Origin of the sequence: Vibrio sp. 10N.222.47.A9 (assembly GCF_963872585.1) — a bacterium.
Classification (GTDB): Bacteria; Pseudomonadota; Gammaproteobacteria; order Enterobacterales; family Vibrionaceae; genus Vibrio; species Vibrio splendidus.
The window spans coordinates 84,420-101,420 of sequence record NZ_CAWNBB010000021.1 but is presented as its reverse complement, the minus strand read 5'-3'; the positions used below and the strand labels follow the sequence as shown (position 1 = coordinate 101,420).

Sequence of the window (17,001 nt, the reverse complement as noted above, 5' to 3'; positions counted from 1 at the left end):
GGTTGGAATCTATTGCTGTCTGCCTTGTCTATAACAATAAGTTTTATAAAAACAGCTTTCATGCGGAGATAAGTAATGAAGCGAGTAATGTTGTTCCTTGCAACCAACCTTGCGGTTGTATTGGTACTAAGTGTTGTTCTTAATATTGTATATGCAGTCACAGGTATGCAACCAGGAAGCCTTTCAGGCTTGTTGTTAATGGCTGCGGTGTTTGGTTTTGGCGGTTCATTCATCTCATTAATGATGTCAAAGAAAATGGCGCTACGCTCAGTAGGCGGCATGGTAATTGAAAGCCCACGTAACGAAACAGAACATTGGTTGATGGAGACGGTAAGCCGTCAATCTCAACAAGTTGGTATTGGTATGCCAACAGTGGCGATCTACGACTCGCCTGACATCAACGCATTCGCGACAGGTGCTAAGCGTGACGATTCATTGGTCGCAGTATCAACAGGCCTGCTGCACAACATGACGCGTGATGAAGCTGAAGCAGTATTAGCGCATGAAGTGAGCCACATCGCGAACGGTGATATGGTGACCATGACGTTAATGCAAGGTGTAGTGAACACGTTCGTTATCTTCCTATCTCGTTTCATCGCCAACATTGTTGCGTCGAATGACAACGAAGAAGAGGGTGGCAGCAACATGATGGTGTACTTCGGTGTGTCTATGGTGTTGGAATTGGTATTTGGTTTCTTAGCAAGCTTCATTACGATGTGGTACAGCCGTCATCGTGAATTCCATGCCGATGCAGGTGCAGCGAACCTAGTGGGTAAAGAGAAGATGATTGCAGCGCTAGAGCGTCTAAAGGTGAGCCATGAGCCACAACTAGAAGGTTCTATGATGGCATTTGGTATCAACGGTAAGAAGTCTCTAACAGAGCTTCTAATGAGCCACCCACCGCTAGACAAGCGTATTGCGTCTTTACGTAACATGTAATTTCTAACACAAGCTGCTATCGTTAAGCGGCAATATGTATTCTAAAGGCTTCCTTCGGGAGGCCTTTTTTGATCTTGGCATTTAAGGATGTTTGTCTAATGTGGCTTGCAGTATTTGAATGGGGGAGGTGAGTAGGACAAGTCAGGTTTGATTGACGACTGTCGTTTACTTAGGGACTACTGTTCGAGACATTTTTTCTACGCAACAAAAAGGCTTCCACATGGGAAGCCTTAGTCTATTCTGTGATTCGAAATTCGAATTTTACAGCTTGTCAGTTAGCTCGATTGCTTGACCGATGTAGTTCGCTGGCGTCATCTCTTTTAGACGTACTTTCTCGTCTTCAGGGATTTCAAGACCATCGATGAATGCACGCATGCCTTCGCCATCTACACGTTTACCACGAGTTAGCTCTTTTAGCTTCTCGTATGGCTTCTCGATGCCGTAACGACGCATTACTGTTTGTACTGGTTCAGCCAATACTTCCCAGTTCTTGTCTAGTTCAGCAAGTAGCGCAGCACGGTTAACTTCTAGCTTGCTAATACCTTTCAGAGTCGAAGTGTATGCAATGATAGCGTAGCCAACACCAACACCTAGGTTACGAAGAACCGTAGAGTCAGTTAGGTCACGTTGCCAGCGAGAAACTGGAAGTTTTTGTGCTAGGTGGCTAAATACTGCGTTAGCTAGACCAAGGTTGCCTTCAGAGTTTTCGAAGTCAATTGGGTTAACTTTATGCGGCATTGTTGAAGAACCGATTTCGCCAGCAATAGTCTTCTGTTTGAAGTGACCAAGAGCAATGTAGCCCCAAACGTCACGGTCGAAGTCTAGAAGGATGGTGTTGAAACGCGCAACCGCATCAAATAGCTCAGCGATGTAATCGTGAGGTTCGATTTGAGTTGTGTATGGGTTCCAATTTACGCCAAGAGATTCAGTGATGAACTCTTCGCTGAATTCGTGCCAGTTAACTTCTGGGTATGCAGAAAGGTGTGCGTTGTAGTTACCTACAGCACCGTTGATTTTCGCAAGGATCTCAACGTTTTCGATTTGCTTGAATTGACGTTCCATACGGTACGCAACGTTAGCCATCTCTTTACCCATCGTAGAAGGAGAAGCTGGCTGACCGTGTGTACGAGACAGTAATGGAATGTCACGGTACTCGTTCGCAAGTGCTTTGATAGCATCAATTACGTTACGGATTTCTGGAAGAATCACTGTGTCACGAGCTTCTTTAAGCATAAGCGCGTGAGAGGTGTTGTTGATGTCTTCAGAAGTACATGCAAAGTGAATAAATTCATTTACAGCGTGAAGTTCAGGAACGCCAGCAACTTTCTCTTTCAAGAAGTACTCAACCGCTTTAACGTCGTGGTTAGTCGTGCGCTCGATCTCTTTGATACGTAGAGCATCTTCTTCACTGAAGTTAGCTGCTAGTTCATCAAGAAACTGGTTAGCTTCTGCACTGAACGCTGGTACTTCTTTGATTGCATCTGTAGCTGCAAGCTTTTGTAACCAACGAACTTCAACGATAGAGCGGTACTTTAGTAGGCCAAACTCACTAAAGATGCTGCGTAATGCAACAGTCTTGCTTCCGTAACGGCCGTCTACTGGTGAAACAGCAGTCAATGCTGACAGTTCCATGGTGTTCTCCTGAATTGAGTTTTCTAAATTTTGAGAGGTTTATACCAGTAACAATCTCAATTGTCACGCATATTGCGCAATCGTTTGCGTGAGAGTTGTGTTGGTACAAAAAACAAGCTCGCGACGAGGCGCGAGCTAATAAATTACATGCGAGCTAGCAGGATTTGAGCCTGCTCGATCATCTTCTTGCGACCGAAGATAAGGTGGCGACGTTTGCCGCCAATTTGACGCCATAACACAGCGCTTCGAATTCCTGATAGCAGCAGAGCACGAACCTTATGCTGGCTCGATGTCTGTTGAAGTACTGCTGGCGTACCAGAAACCTGAATACGAGGGCCAATAGGGCTCACTACATCTAAGTAGATGCTCGCAAGGTTGCTGATCATTTGCTCGTCAAACAGATCGAAGTGCTCAGTTTGACGCTCTGCAGTTTGAATGCGATCGCCAAGCTGTGACATAGAGTCATTACGAGCAGATAGTTTACGTTCAAGCGCCATCAAGCTGATGATGTAGCGAGTAATGTCGCTACCAGCAGGAGTACTGTCGATACCTTTTACTAAGCATTCAAGGCCTAGCTTTAGGTTCGCCTCACGGCCAAATACACCCACAGTGTTCGCTGGGTTAGTATTTAAAATGGCATTGAGTGAAGCTTCGAAGGCATCTTTATCACAACGGCCGTCTTTCGCTACTTGTTGAACCAAAGCCACAGCTTGGCAAATTCCAGCGAAAGCAATAGTACGGTCATAAAGTGTATTAGCCACGTAGTAACTCCTAGTTGTTTTCTATCGTTTGTTGTTCGTTCGATTAGATTCGATTAGATGCGCTTTTCAATGATACCACCACCAAGACAGACTTCATCTTGGTAGAACACAGCCGACTGGCCTGGCGTTACAGCGATTTGCGGCTCATCGAAGATAACCTTAATGTTATCATCGTCAATTGGGATGATTGTACAAGGAATATCAGTCTGACGGTAACGTGTTTTTACCGTGCATGTCATAACTTCAGTAATTGGTGTGCGATTTACCCAATGAAGCTGAGAAGCGATCAAACCTTCTGATTTTAAAAGAGGGTGGTCTTTACCTTGTACCGCGATCAGAACATTACGTTTAAGGTCTTTTTCACCAACAAACCATGGGTCTTCATTACCGCCACCGCCTTTGGTGCCACCGATATGCAGGCCTTTACGTTGACCTAGCGTGTGGTACATCAAACCTTGGTGTTGACCAATAACTTGGCCTTCAGGTGTCTCGATGTTACCTGGTTGAGCCGGTAGATATTTGCCAAGGAATTCTGTGAACTTACGCTCACCAATAAAGCAGATACCTGTTGAGTCTTTTTTCTTCGCTGTGATCAAGTCTTGCTCTTCAGCAATGCGTCGCACTTCAGGCTTCTCTAATTCACCAACTGGGAATAGGCTGCGTGCCACTTGATCTGAACTTAGCGTATATAGGAAATAGCTTTGGTCTTTGTTGCCGTCTAAGCCACGTAGCATTTCTGGTTTTACGCCAGCATCGAGCTCTTCTTGTGTTGGGAAAGTACGACGAACATAGTGACCCATCGCGATGTAGTCTGCGTCTAATACTTCATCCGCAAACTCTAAGAATGCTTTGAATTTGATTTCTTTGTTACAAAGGATATCTGGGTTCGGTGTACGACCCGCTTTGTATTCTTCAAGAAAGTACTCGAATACATTATCCCAGTACTCTGCTGCAAAGTTGATAGTGTGAAGGTGGATACCTAGTTTGTCACATACCGCTTGAGCATCAGCAAGGTCTTCAGCTGCCGTGCAGTATTCTTCGTTATCGTCTTCTTCCCAGTTTTTCATGAAAAGGCCTTCTACCTGATAGCCTTGTTGCTGAAGAAGATACGCCGATACTGACGAATCTACACCGCCGGACATACCGACAATTACTTTCTTTTCGCTGTTTCCAGAGCTGATATCTGACATGTCTAAACACCGTTACTATTACTTGGTCGCAGATTCTAACAGAAAGAGAAACACCGCGACAGATCCGAGACCGGAATCACAGTTTCATTTGCACAAATATTGCGCTGAATTCGTTAGAGAATCGCATGAACGCGAGGAGACTCGCTAGGATGTCAGATCTATATGTGGCATAGTCGCTCGAAATCCAAGACCTGAGATAAAAAATGTCTGAACAAAATGAGTTTATGCAAGAAGAACAGTTGATCGAGATTATCGAAAACCAACTTGAAGATGGCCAACCTGTGAAAGTGAAAGAGACGCTGATGCGTTTAATGATGACAGGAACTCCTCGTGAAGAGGCGATTGCGGCTATGGCATGTGCACTGGCTATTGAAGTATTTGATGTAATGAAAAACGGCGCTGAGTTTAATCAAAAACGTTACGCCGAGCATTTGGGTATGCTACCTGACTTAAGCTTTATGGAAGGCGAATAAAAAAATAGCCTCGCAAACGTTTGCTATAGTTTGAAAGATTGCCGCGTTAAATATAGCGCGGTAGAATCCGCCACCTATTTCCCCTTGACTTAGACTAGCCTTATGAAATTCCCTGGACAACGTAAATCAAAGCACTATTTTCCGGTTCACGCTCGTGATCCTTTAGTAAGCCAAGCTCAAACTAGCAAAAGAATGTCACGTACTCATATTATCGGTATTGATCAAACTTTGGTGGATATTGAAGCGAAAGTGAGTTCTGAGCTAATCGAAAAATATGGCCTAAGTAAGGGACACTCACTGGTTATTGGTGATGACGCTGCTGAATCCTTGTATCAAGAATTAAAAGAACAGTGTCTGATTACCAATGAATACGCTGGTGGCACTATTGGTAATACATTACACAACTATTCAGTACTTGCGGATGACCGTTCAACGCTATTGGGTGTAATGAGCCAAGATATTAAAATTGGTAGCTACGGTTACCGCTATTTATGTAATACATCAAGCAGAATGGATCTGAACCATTTACAAGGGGTAGATGGCGCAATTGGTCGCTGCTTTGCATTAATTACAGAAGATGGTGAACGTACTTTCGCAATTAGCGAAGGACAAATGAACCAATTAAAACCAGAAAGCATCCCTGAGAAAATTTTCAAAAGTGCTTCTGCTTTAGTGTTAACGGCGTATTTAGTTCGTTGTAAACCAGGTGACCCTATGCCTGAAGCAACAATGAAAGCTATCGAATACGCGAAGAAATACGATGTGCCTGTTGTTTTAACTCTTGGTACTAAGTTCGTTATTCAAGATGATCCAGAGTTCTGGAAAGATTTCCTTGAACAGCACGTCACTGTTGTTGCAATGAATGAAGACGAAGCTGAAGCCTTAACCGGAGAAAGCGATCCTCTTGCTGCTTCAGACAAAGCACTAGAGTGGGTAGACTTAGTTCTATGTACGGCAGGCCCTGTTGGCTTATTCATGGCGGGTTATACTGAAGACGCGGTGAAGCGTGAAACTTCATTGCCGTTGTTACCAGGCTCGATTGCAGAATTTAATCGCTATGAGTTTAGCCGTCCTGCACATAAAGAGTTATGTGACAACCCAACGAAAATCTATTCGCATATCGCGCCTTACATGGGTGGTCCAGAAAAGATCAAGAATACCAATGGTGCAGGGGATGCGGCGCTGTCGGCTTTATTACATGATATGGCAGCAAATAAATATCATAAAGAAAATGTACCGAATTCTAGCAAACACCAACATGCATTTTTAACGTATTCATCTTTCTCACAAGTTTGTAAATATTCAAACCGTGCAAGTTATGAAGTGTTGGTTCAGCACTCTCCTCGCTTGTCTCGTGGCCTTCCTGAAAGAGAAGATAGTCTAGAAGAAGCATACTGGGAAAGATAAGATATCTTTTTCATTTATATTTCTAATAGTGAAATATAAAAAAGGCTCCGAAAGGAGCCTTTTTTGTTTCTGAATATATTGAAGCCGTAAATAATACTTTAGTCGACTTAATATTAATTCTATTGCTTAGTGTTTTATTGATTATTCACTTAGCAAACATGATGCCTTAAAGAGCAAACTCTTCTAGAGATTTACCAGCATCTAGCTGTTCTTGGATAGCTGAAGGCGTACGGCCTTGACCTGTCCAAGTTTTCTCGTCGCCGTTTGCGTCTACGTATTTGTATTTCGCTGGGCGAGGAGCACGTTTAGCTTTAGTTGTTTTAGATTTTGCTTCACCAGAAAGTGCAGCAATAAGATCTGCAACATCAATTCCGTCTTTTGCAATTTGTTCAGCAATAGCAGAAAGCTTAGCTTCTTGCTCTGCTTTAGCAGCACGTTCTTCAGCTTCAGACTCTTGACGCTCTTGTACAACAATAGTCAGCTTGTCTAGCGCTTCTTCAAGTTGCTCAAGAGTTAATTCACGTGAGAACGCACGAAGGCTGCGGATATTTAATAGTGTTTTTGTTAATTCAGACATGATATTTCCCATCAAGGTAAACTAAATAATCCTCCTAATAATAAACAGAGCCTAGGAATAAAACAAATAGTATTTCTTGTATTGGTTATTTAAATATAAAAGTGAGATGAATAGTTGAAAAAGAAACGACTCACTTTTGATGAATTTATAATAATTATTAAGATTATCTTAAAAATCGATATGTGACTGGTGGAGTAATTGTTATATGTAGACTATTTTTTTATTGATTAGTTCATTAACAAAAAGACATTTTTGTCGGAATGATATGTTGCATTGTTGCTCTTGATGGGTACAATTGCGGCTACCTGATGCGATGCTTTGGTTAATTTGTTGTTAAACTCTGGTTTACACAGTTAATAATGTTATCGCACGTAGAGGTGCAATTATAAAAAGTAGTTTTCGTTGGGGTGATGCCAATGAGCGGGAATGAAAGGTCTAATTGCCGAAGTAAATTGTATATCTAAGCAATTTGCTGGGGTTGTGCTCAATAGGTACAACACTGCCATAGTCTTAATTTTAAACTATGGAGCGCTACTGTAGGGTTGGGTGAAGTGTTCACTTCCCTTTCGCTTAGTTCAACATGAGCTTGATAAGTCGTATCAAGTTTGTCTGCAGTAGATCTCTAGCCAAATAAAAAACTGGTTTTTGAAGATCATGAATTTAATAGATTTTGCAACATCGCCTTTATCGCTGCTTCCTCCTTTGGTTGCATTGACTCTAGCAATTGTTACCCGCCGTGTATTGGTTTCCTTAGGTGTTGGTATTTTTATGGGTGCGATTCTACTTGCTGACTACTCAGTAGGTAACGCAGCTAGTTACGTGTTCACTAAAGCATCTGGTGTTTTCATCGAAGATGGTGGCATTAACACTTGGAACATGAGCATCATCGCATTCCTAATTATTCTCGGAATGACAACTGCATTACTCACACTATCTGGTGGTACTCGCGCATTCGCAGAGTGGGCACAGTCTCGTGTGAAGAGCAAACGTGGTTCAAAACTACTTGCTGCCTTCTTAGGCGTATTCATCTTTGTCGATGATTACTTCAACAGCTTAGCGGTAGGTGCTATCTCTCGTCCTGTAACAGACCGCTTCTACGTATCTCGCGCTAAGCTAGCTTATATTCTAGATTCTACCGCTGCTCCAATGTGTGTAATTATGCCGGCTTCTAGCTGGGGTGCTTACATCATCACTATTATTGGTGGCATCCTAGTGACACACGGTGTGACAGAGTATTCTGCACTGGGTGCTTACGTTCGTCTTATCCCAATGAACTTCTACGCTGTGTTCGCATTATTAATGGTATTTGCCGTTGCGTGGTTCGGTCTAGACGTTGGTAAGATGCGTGAACATGAGATCGAAGCATCTCAAGGCCGTGGCTTTGAAGGCGACAACGATCAAAAGCAAGCTCACGATCTAAACGAAGAGCTAGATATTCAAGAGAGCGAAAACGGTTCTGTTTCTGATCTCGTTATGCCAATCGTATCGTTAATCGTAGCAACAGTTGCCGCTATGCTTTACACGGGTGGCCAAGCGCTGGCTGCTGACGGTCAAGCATTCAACCTGCTTGGTGCGTTCGAAAATACAGATGTAGGCAAGTCTCTTGTTTACGGTGGTGTTTTAGGTCTGCTTGTTGCGCTAGCGACAGTGTTTAAGCAAAAGCTACCAATGTCTGATATCGCAAGAACAATGTGGATCGGTGCTAGCTCTATGTTTGGCGCTATCCTGATTCTTGTGTTCGCTTGGACTATCGGTTCTGTCATCGGTGACATGAAAACAGGTTCGTACCTATCATCTCTAGCAACTGGCAACATTGATTACCACTGGCTACCGGTTATTTTGTTCCTTCTTGCTGGCCTAATGGCATTCTCGACAGGTACATCTTGGGGTACGTTCGGTATCATGCTTCCTATCGCGGGTGACATGGCTGCAGCTTCTGACATCGCGCTGATTCTACCGATGTTAAGTGCGGTTCTTGCTGGTTCTGTATTTGGTGACCACTGTTCTCCAATCTCAGACACAACGATTCTGTCTTCTACAGGTGCTCGTTGTAACCACATTGACCACGTATCGACTCAGCTTCCTTATGCGCTGTCTGTGGCGTTCGTATCGTGTATCGGCTTCATCACTCTAGGTATGACATCATCAACTGGCATCGCATTCGGGGCAGCGTCTCTAACGTTTGTGGCAGTATGTTTTGCATTGGCTTATTTCTCACGTTGTAAAATGTCGACGTGCAAAAGCTAATCATCACTTGATTGAATAATGAAAAGGGAGGCGTTTGCCTCCCTTTTTTTGTGCTCGTTAATTTAATTTTAAATTTCGTGAAAAAAGTTCGAATAAATGGTTGAAAAAGGGTGTCAGCTTAGTTAGTGTGGAGACAAGACAGCAAACAACCTAAGAGCTGATAAGTATGCGTAAATTAGTAATGAACATTCATCACCATCATCACCCTATCTAGTCTTTCGGGGAGATTTACGTATACCCGGGAGCAAGAATTCTCCCGGAGGTTAAGTCAAAGAATTTAGATTTAAACCCTCGGGACGACAAAGTCTTCCGAGGGTTTTTTAGTTTTAGCACTTTTAAATAATCAATAAATTCAAATATTTGCACAGGGATACAGCAATGCAGACACAACGCCTAAGAATCGCAATTCAAAAGAAAGGTCGCTTAAGTAAAGAGTGCCAAGATCTACTTAAAAAATGTGGTGTTAAATTTAACATCATGGGTGAGCGTTTAGTTGTTCATTCACTAAATATGCCAATCGACTTGTTATTAGTTCGTGATGACGACATCCCAGGTCTTATCATGGATGGTGTGGTTGACCTTGGTTTCATCGGTGAAAATGAACTAGAAGAAGTTCGCCTAGACCGTGTTGCTTTAAAAGAGCCATCAGAGTTTCGCACACTACGTCGTTTAGACTTCGGTGGTTGCCGCCTTTCTATCGCGATTAACAAAGACGAAGAATACAACGGCCCACAAGATCTAGCAGGCAAACGTATTGCGACAACTTACCCACAACTACTGAAAGCCTACATGGATGAGCAGGGTGTTGAATTCAGCGCTTGTATGCTAACGGGTTCGGTTGAAGTTGCGCCTCGCGCAGGCCTAGCAGACGCTATCGCAGATTTGGTTTCTACAGGCGCTACGCTAGAAGCGAATGGCCTAAAAGAAGCAGAAGCTATCTTCCAATCTAAAGCAACGTTAATTCAACGCACTGGCGAATTTGATGCAGACAAAGAAGCATTAATTGAAAAGCTACTGACTCGTATGCAAGGTGTTCAGCAAGCGAAAGAGTCGAAGTACATCATGCTTCACGCTCCAACATCTCAGCTAGAGCAAATCAAAGCATTATTGCCTGGCGCTGAAGATCCTACTGTTCTTCCACTATCAACAGACAAAGACAAAGTTGCCGTTCACCTTGTAAGTACCGAGAACTTGTTCTGGGAAACTATGGAACAGCTGAAAGAGTTGGGTGCAAGCTCGATTCTAGTATTACCAATCGAAAAAATGATGGGGTAGTGACGATGAGAACCGTTGTTTGGCAATCTTTAAGTGAATCACAGCAAGACTCGGTACTAGAGCGTCCAGCTATTACTGAAGGTGCAAACATCACAGCGACTGTTTCTGATGTTATTGCAAAAGTACGAAATGAAGGCGATGCCGCACTTAAAGAACTGACTGGAAAGTTCGATCGTGTGACTCCAGAATCCATTCGAGTCAGCTCGACTGAGATTGAAGAGGCATGTGCTCGTTTAACACCAGAAATGAAGCAAGCGTTAGAGCAAGCTTATAGCAATATTGCTAAGTTTCACGAAGCTCAGAAGCCGCAGCCAATTAAGGTTGAAACACAGCCAGGCGTTGTGTGTGAGCAAGTGACACGCGCTATTAATACTGTTGGCCTTTATATTCCGGGTGGCAGCGCGCCACTTCCGTCAACGGTTCTTATGTTAGGTGTACCCGCTCAAATCGCGGGTTGTCGCAAGGTTGTGCTTTGTTCACCTCCGCCAATCGCGGATGAAATCTTGTATGTCGCTAATCTTTGTAAAATCGATGAGGTTTACAATGTAGGTGGTGGTCAAGCTGTTGCGGCGATGGCTTACGGTACGGAGAGTGTCTCTAAAGTAGATAAAATTTTCGGTCCTGGTAATGCGTATGTAACGGAAGCTAAGCGCCAAGTGAGTAACGACTTCCGTGGTTCTGCGATTGATATGCCGGCAGGCCCATCGGAGGTGATGGTGATTGCAGACGAAACAGCGGATGCTGACTTCATTGCTGCTGATCTACTGAGCCAAGCTGAACATGGCCCAGATTCACAGGTTGTATTAGTAACACCATCGCCAGTTATTGCCGACCAAGTAACCGATGCGGTTCAGAAGCAACTGAAAGAACTGTCTCGTGCGAACATCGCTCAGCAAGCATTGGCTTCAAGCCTAATCATCATTGCTGAATCGATCACTCAAGCGATTGCGATTTCTAACTTCTACGGTCCAGAGCACTTGATTGTTCAGACCAAGAATCCACGTGAATTGCTGCCGTTACTAGACAATGCAGGTTCAATCTTCCTTGGTGACTGGTCTCCAGAGTCTGCAGGTGACTACGCATCAGGTACAAATCACGTTCTTCCTACTTACGGCTATACCAAAACCTATTCAAGTCTAGGTTTGGCTGATTTCTCTAAGCGTATGACGGTACAAGAGTTAACGGCTGATGGCTTGAAAGGCCTAGCGCCAACGGTAGTTACAATGGCGGAAGCCGAAGGTTTGGATGCGCACAAACGTGCTGTGACCATCCGAATTGAAAAGTTAAATAAAGCGAAATAAGGGTAGGGCATGGAAAAGTTAGCAAGAAAACAAGTTCAGGCTCTTACACCTTACTTGTCTGCAAGACGCATTGGTGGCAGCGGAGATGTGTGGCTAAACGCTAACGAGTCTCCGTTTGATAACGAGTACAACCTAAACTTGTCTCGTCTTAATCGCTACAGCGAGTGCCAGCCTAAAGAGCTGATCGATGCTTACGCTCAATATGCAGGCGTGAAATCAGAGCAAACGCTGACCACTCGTGGCGCTGACGAAGGTATCGAACTTTTGATTCGAGCTTTCTGCGAGCCGAACGAAGACTCGATTCTGTACTGCCCTCCGACTTACGGTATGTATGCTATCAGTGCCGAGACGATTGGTGTTGAGCGCAAGGTTGTGCCTTTGACGGCTGAATGGCAATTGGATCTTCCTGCTATTGAAGCTCAACTAGACAACGTGAAAGTAGTGTTTGTTTGTAGCCCAAACAATCCAACGGGTAACTTGGTTGATCGCAAAGACATCATCAAACTGCTTGAAATGACGCAAGACAAAGCGATTGTGGTGATGGATGAAGCGTATATCGATTTTTGTCCAGAAGCGTCAACGGTCGACTTGCTTGAGCAATATCCGAACCTTGCGATTCTGCGTACCTTGTCGAAAGCTTTTGCTCTGGCGGGTTTACGTTGTGGCTTTACGCTGGCGAACAAAGCGCTTATCGATGTACTGTTGAAAGTGATTGCGCCTTACCCGGTTCCGATTCCAGTTGCTGACATTGCCGTTCAAGCGCTTTCTGAACAAGGGCTTGCGCGAGCGAAGTTCCAAGTTCTGGATTTAAGTGCTAACCGAGCGTATTTGCAAGCTGGTTTGTTGGGTATGCCTCAAGTGACGGTATTTGATGGTTGGGGTAACTACCTGCTGGTTAAATTCCCGAACGGCGATGAGTTGTTCAAAGCGGCATGGGACACGGGCATCATCTTGCGTAATTCGCCAATTGAAGACTGTGTTCGTATTAGTATTGGTAACCGCGAAGAGTGCGAAAAGACACTTGGATTCATTCGTAACTTTTTTCAGTAACGAAAGGCTTACCATTAATAACATTTGTCAGTCTGAGTTGATTAAAAACAGACTGGCAAATGAAACCAATATTTTGGGTTAGCGTTTGATTTTAGCTAGGCCAGCAGATTTAAAATTAAAAGGAAGTTCAAGTGAGTAAACAACAGAAAATACTTTTTATAGACCGTGATGGCACCTTAATTGTTGAGCCGCCAGTTGACTTTCAAGTAGACCGTTTAGACAAACTAAAATTCGAACCGCTAGTGATCCCTAGCCTACTGGCATTGCAAGATGCGGGTTACCGCTTAGTGATGGTCACTAACCAAGATGGCCTAGGTACCGACAGCTACCCACAAGAAGATTTCGATGCGCCACACAATATGATGATGGAGTTCTTCGAATCTCAAGGCGTTAAGTTTGACGATGTACTTATTTGCCCTCACTTTGACGAAGACAACTGCTCTTGCCGTAAGCCTAAACTGGGTATGGTTAAAGAATACCTACAAGGCGGCAAAGTCGACTTCCAACACTCTGTTGTCATTGGCGATCGAATGACGGATCTTCAACTTGCTGAGAACATGGCAATTCGTGGTATCCAATACGGCCCGGATGCAGAAACGGAAGGCACACTCAACTGGCCACAGATCGTTAAAGATTTAACGGTTAATGCTCGTGTTGCTGAAGTGGTTCGTACAACGAAAGAAACTGACATTAAGGTAGCCGTAAACCTTGATGAAACCGGTGGTAACAAGATCGATACTGGCATGGGTTTCTTCGATCACATGCTTGATCAAATCGCGACACACGGCGGTTTCCAGATGAACCTGACTGTGAAGGGCGACCTACACATTGATGATCACCACACAATCGAAGACACCGCTCTTGCTTTAGGCCAAGCACTTAAAGATGCATTAGGCGACAAACGTGGTATCGGCCGTTTCGGTTTCAGCTTGCCTATGGATGAGTGTTTAGCTCAGTGTGCTTTAGACCTATCTGGTCGTCCGTACCTAAAATTTGATGCTAAGTTTAGCCGCGAGCAAGTGGGTGACCTTTCTACGGAGATGGTGGTTCACTTCTTCCGCTCTCTAACCGATACATTGGCTTGTACATTGCACCTTTCTTCAGCTGGTAATAATGATCACCACATTATTGAGAGCCTGTTCAAAGCGTTTGGTCGTACTCTTCGTCAAGCAATCAAAGTTGAAGGTAATGAGTTACCAAGCAGCAAAGGCGTTCTGTAAGGCTAACGTTAGCAAGGAAAAACAATGAAAGATCAAAAAGTCGTTATTATTGATACTGGTTGTGCCAACGTTTCCTCAGTGAAGTTTGCGATTGAACGTCTGGGCTACGCAGTTGAAATTTCGAAAGAACCAAAAGTTGTTCTAGCTGCGGACAAGCTGTTCCTACCCGGTGTAGGTACAGCAAGTGAGGCAATGAAAAACTTGCAAGAGCGTGACCTTGTTAGTCTTGTGAAGCAAGTAGAGAAGCCTCTGCTGGGTATCTGTTTAGGTATGCAACTGTTAGGCAAACTATCTCAAGAGAAAGGCCAAAAGGCTGACGCGCTGGTTGAATGCCTAGGATTGTGTGATGGCGAAGTTCGTTTACTTGAAACGGGTGATTTGCCATTACCACACATGGGTTGGAACACAGTAACCGCGACACCTAACCACCCTCTATTCAAAGATATTGAAGAGGGCGAGTACTTCTACTTTGTACACAGCTTCGCAATGCCAGTGGGTGACTACACAATCGCACAATGTGATTACGGCAATCCGTTCACTGCCGCAGTGCAAAGTGGCAACTATTATGGTGTTCAGTTCCACCCAGAACGTTCGTCAAAAGCTGGCTCTAAGCTGATTCAGAACTTCTTGGAATTGTAACAAGGATTAGGCAGCGGCTACCGTTGCCAGATAAGGAATGTAAATGATTATTCCCGCATTAGATTTAATTGAAGGCCAAGTAGTTCGCTTATTTCAAGGGGACTACGGGCAAGTAACAGAATACAAAGTCGATCCAGCAGAGCAGTTCAACCTTTATCACCAAGCTGGTGCTGGCTGGCTTCACCTTGTTGACTTAACAGGTGCAAAAGATACCACTGCTCGTCAGTTAGACTTGATTGCTAAGCTACTTGCTAGCACGCCTGCGAACATCCAGATTGGTGGTGGCGTGCGTAACGAACAAGATGTTGTTGATCTACTAGAAGCTGGCGCACAGCGCGTTGTGGTTGGTTCTACAGCAGTAAAGCAACCTGAGTTGGTGAAAAGTTGGATGGAGAAGTACGGCGCGGAAAAAATCGTGCTGGCTCTGGACATCAACATTGACGAAAGCGGCACACGTAAAGTGGCGATTTCAGGTTGGCAAGAAGATTCAGGCGTGACCATTGAAGCGCTAATTGAAGATTACCTCACGGTTGGCCTTAAACACGTTCTGTGTACAGATATTTCACGTGATGGCACGCTAGAAGGGTCAAACGTAGAGCTCTATGTTGATCTCTGTAAACAGTACCCACAAGTGCAATTCCAATCATCGGGTGGCATTGGTAGCCTAGCTGATATCGAAGCACTGAAAGGCAGCGGCGTTGCGGGTGTGATTGTTGGTCGTGCACTGCTTGATGGCAAGTTCACCGCAGAGGAGGCATTTGCATGTTGGCAAAGCGAATAATCCCTTGTTTGGATGTCCGTGATGGACAAGTGGTTAAGGGCGTTCAATTCCGTAATCACGAAATTATTGGTGACATCGTTCCGCTAGCACAACGCTACGCAGAAGAGGGCGCTGATGAATTAGTATTTTATGACATCACCGCATCAAGTGATGGCCGTGTGGTCGATAAAAGCTGGGTGAAACGTGTAGCAGAAGTGATTGATATTCCTTTCTGTGTGGCTGGTGGTATTAAGTCTGCGGAAGATGCAGCACGCATTCTTGAGTTTGGTGCAGATAAAGTATCCATCAACTCGCCTGCATTGGCTAACCCACAGCTGATCACTGACCTAGCTGATAAATTTGGCGTGCAGTGTATCGTTGTCGGTATCGATTCATACTTCGATAAAGAGACGGGTAAATATCAGGTTTACCAATTCACAGGCGATGAAGCGCGTACCAAAGCAACCAAGTGGGAAACCAAAGATTGGGTGCAGGAAGTACAGAAGCGTGGCGCAGGAGAGATTGTGTTGAACATGATGAACCAAGATGGCGTTCGCAACGGCTATGATATCGACCAGTTAAACATGGTGCGTGAAGTGTGTAATGTGCCATTGATTGCCTCTGGTGGCGCAGGCGCAATGGAGCACTTTGCTGAAGCCTATAAGAAGACCAACGTGGACGGAGCGTTAGCAGCTTCGGTATTCCACAAGCAAGTCATCAATATTGGTGAACTTAAACAGTATTTAAAACAACAAGATGTAGAGGTGCGACTATGAGTTTTGAAACCGCAAGCTTATCAAAAACAGAAGTAGGCGCATTGTCAGAGCGTATTGATTGGGAAAAAGTAGATGGCTTAGTGCCGGCTATTGTTCAAGATTACCAATCGAGCCAAGTGCTGATGATGGGATACATGAACCCAGCAGCGCTCGAGAAAACAGGTGAAACTGGCCAAGTGACGTTTTTCTCTCGCACTAAAGAGCGCCTTTGGACCAAAGGTGAAACGTCGGGTAACGTATTGCAACTGCAAAACATGTCATTGGATTGTGACAACGACACCTTGCTGGTTAAAGTCAATCCCATTGGCCCAACGTGCCACACAGGTACAACAACGTGTTGGGATGGAGACAAGCAAGAAGAAACACAGATGGTGTGGCTTCATCAGCTTGAGCAGCTACTGGCTGCCCGCAAGGACGCAGACCCTGAATCTTCTTATACTGCCAGTTTATATGCCCGTGGCACCAAGCGTATTTCGCAAAAAGTGGGCGAAGAAGGCGTTGAAGTCGCGCTTGCGGCGACGTCGGGCGATAAGGCGGAATTAGTGTGTGAATCAGCAGACTTGATTTATCACTTGATGGTTCTTTTACAAGACCAAGGCTTATCGATGAACGATGTGGTGAACAAATTAAAAGAGCGCCATAAGTAAGCTCTTTTTGGATTAATAAAACCACGTAAAAGACAGATAAAAGCCCCGTAAACAAGTATGTTTACGGGGCTTTTTAGCTTTTTAATTTTCAAGATTTCAAGATTTCA

At 44.3% G+C, this 17,001-nt stretch carries 16 protein-coding genes, 1 riboswitch and 1 other annotated feature; of the genes, 12 read left to right on the top strand and 4 right to left on the bottom strand.

What is annotated here, in order from left to right:
- Positions 1-75 precede the first annotated feature (75 nt).
- The gene (gene htpX, locus AACT19_RS04625) at positions 76-939 is read left to right on the top strand and encodes a protease HtpX (protein ID WP_010439977.1); all 864 of its coding nucleotides are present in this window, start codon (positions 76-78) and stop codon (positions 937-939) included.
- A gap of 261 nt (positions 940-1,200) precedes the next feature.
- Here htpX and purB read toward each other — a convergent pair whose 3' ends face one another.
- The 3 genes from purB to mnmA all read right to left on the bottom strand — a co-directional run bounded on the left by purB (position 1,201) and on the right by mnmA (position 4,522).
- Entirely contained in the window at positions 1,201-2,571 is a 1,371-nt protein-coding gene (gene purB, locus AACT19_RS04620; protein ID WP_076645498.1) for an adenylosuccinate lyase, read from the bottom strand.
- 143 nt (positions 2,572-2,714) lie between these two features.
- The gene (hflD, locus tag AACT19_RS04615; protein WP_076645496.1) at positions 2,715-3,332 is read right to left on the bottom strand and encodes a high frequency lysogenization protein HflD; all 618 of its coding nucleotides are present in this window, start codon (positions 3,330-3,332) and stop codon (positions 2,715-2,717) included.
- Between the two features lie 53 nt (positions 3,333-3,385).
- The gene (mnmA, locus tag AACT19_RS04610; protein ID WP_004734566.1) at positions 3,386-4,522 is read right to left on the bottom strand and encodes a tRNA 2-thiouridine(34) synthase MnmA; all 1,137 of its coding nucleotides are present in this window, start codon (positions 4,520-4,522) and stop codon (positions 3,386-3,388) included.
- Positions 4,523-4,725: 203 nt separating this feature from the next.
- Here mnmA and AACT19_RS04605 point away from each other — a divergent pair, with 203 nt between their 5' ends.
- Together AACT19_RS04605 and AACT19_RS04600 are read left to right on the top strand one after the other, a co-directional pair.
- Entirely contained in the window at positions 4,726-4,995 is a 270-nt protein-coding gene (locus AACT19_RS04605) for a hypothetical protein (RefSeq protein WP_004734567.1), read from the top strand.
- A 102-nt stretch (positions 4,996-5,097) separates the two neighbouring features.
- On the top strand, positions 5,098-6,402 hold the full coding sequence (locus tag AACT19_RS04600) for an inosine/guanosine kinase (RefSeq protein WP_065681205.1): 1,305 nt from the start codon (positions 5,098-5,100) through the stop codon (positions 6,400-6,402).
- A 166-nt stretch (positions 6,403-6,568) separates the two neighbouring features.
- Here AACT19_RS04600 and AACT19_RS04595 read toward each other — a convergent pair whose 3' ends face one another.
- Positions 6,569-6,979 (bottom strand): H-NS family histone-like protein, encoded by a 411-nt coding sequence (locus AACT19_RS04595; protein ID WP_004734569.1) that lies wholly within the window; start codon positions 6,977-6,979, stop codon positions 6,569-6,571.
- A gap of 364 nt (positions 6,980-7,343) precedes the next feature.
- Positions 7,344-7,521, top strand: a riboswitch (Lysine riboswitch).
- 112 nt (positions 7,522-7,633) lie between these two features.
- On the opposite strand from AACT19_RS04595, the gene AACT19_RS04590 reads away from it, so the two are divergent.
- From AACT19_RS04590 to hisIE, 9 genes are all read left to right on the top strand, one after another.
- Positions 7,634-9,226, top strand: coding sequence for a Na+/H+ antiporter NhaC family protein (locus AACT19_RS04590; RefSeq protein WP_026012259.1), 1,593 nt, complete (start codon positions 7,634-7,636; stop codon positions 9,224-9,226).
- A 189-nt stretch (positions 9,227-9,415) separates the two neighbouring features.
- Positions 9,416-9,551 (top strand) — a sequence feature (His leader region).
- 53 nt (positions 9,552-9,604) lie between these two features.
- Positions 9,605-10,501 (top strand): ATP phosphoribosyltransferase, encoded by an 897-nt coding sequence (hisG, locus tag AACT19_RS04585; protein WP_029222074.1) that lies wholly within the window; start codon positions 9,605-9,607, stop codon positions 10,499-10,501.
- Positions 10,501-11,802, top strand: a complete 1,302-nt coding sequence (gene hisD, locus AACT19_RS04580) for a histidinol dehydrogenase (protein WP_076645494.1) — start codon at positions 10,501-10,503, stop codon at positions 11,800-11,802. The genes hisG and hisD overlap by 1 nt, the downstream gene beginning before the upstream one ends.
- 9 nt (positions 11,803-11,811) lie before the next feature.
- Entirely contained in the window at positions 11,812-12,852 is a 1,041-nt protein-coding gene (gene hisC, locus AACT19_RS04575; RefSeq protein WP_017086080.1) for a histidinol-phosphate transaminase, read from the top strand.
- 131 nt (positions 12,853-12,983) lie between these two features.
- Complete coding sequence (hisB, locus tag AACT19_RS04570; RefSeq protein WP_054541046.1) at positions 12,984-14,072, top strand: bifunctional histidinol-phosphatase/imidazoleglycerol-phosphate dehydratase HisB; 1,089 nt, start codon at positions 12,984-12,986, stop codon at positions 14,070-14,072.
- A 24-nt stretch (positions 14,073-14,096) separates the two neighbouring features.
- Positions 14,097-14,711 carry an imidazole glycerol phosphate synthase subunit HisH gene (gene hisH, locus AACT19_RS04565; protein ID WP_016794414.1) on the top strand — a complete coding sequence of 205 codons (615 nt, stop codon included), beginning with the start codon at positions 14,097-14,099 and terminating at the stop codon, positions 14,709-14,711.
- A 43-nt stretch (positions 14,712-14,754) separates the two neighbouring features.
- Positions 14,755-15,492 (top strand): 1-(5-phosphoribosyl)-5-[(5-phosphoribosylamino)methylideneamino]imidazole-4-carboxamide isomerase, encoded by a 738-nt coding sequence (gene hisA, locus AACT19_RS04560; protein WP_017083265.1) that lies wholly within the window; start codon positions 14,755-14,757, stop codon positions 15,490-15,492.
- Entirely contained in the window at positions 15,474-16,247 is a 774-nt protein-coding gene (hisF, locus tag AACT19_RS04555) for an imidazole glycerol phosphate synthase subunit HisF (protein ID WP_017060270.1), read from the top strand. The genes hisA and hisF overlap by 19 nt, the downstream gene beginning before the upstream one ends.
- Entirely contained in the window at positions 16,244-16,894 is a 651-nt protein-coding gene (gene hisIE, locus AACT19_RS04550) for a bifunctional phosphoribosyl-AMP cyclohydrolase/phosphoribosyl-ATP diphosphatase HisIE (protein WP_076645492.1), read from the top strand. The genes hisF and hisIE overlap by 4 nt, the downstream gene beginning before the upstream one ends.
- The last annotated feature ends 107 nt before the right edge of the window (positions 16,895-17,001 follow it).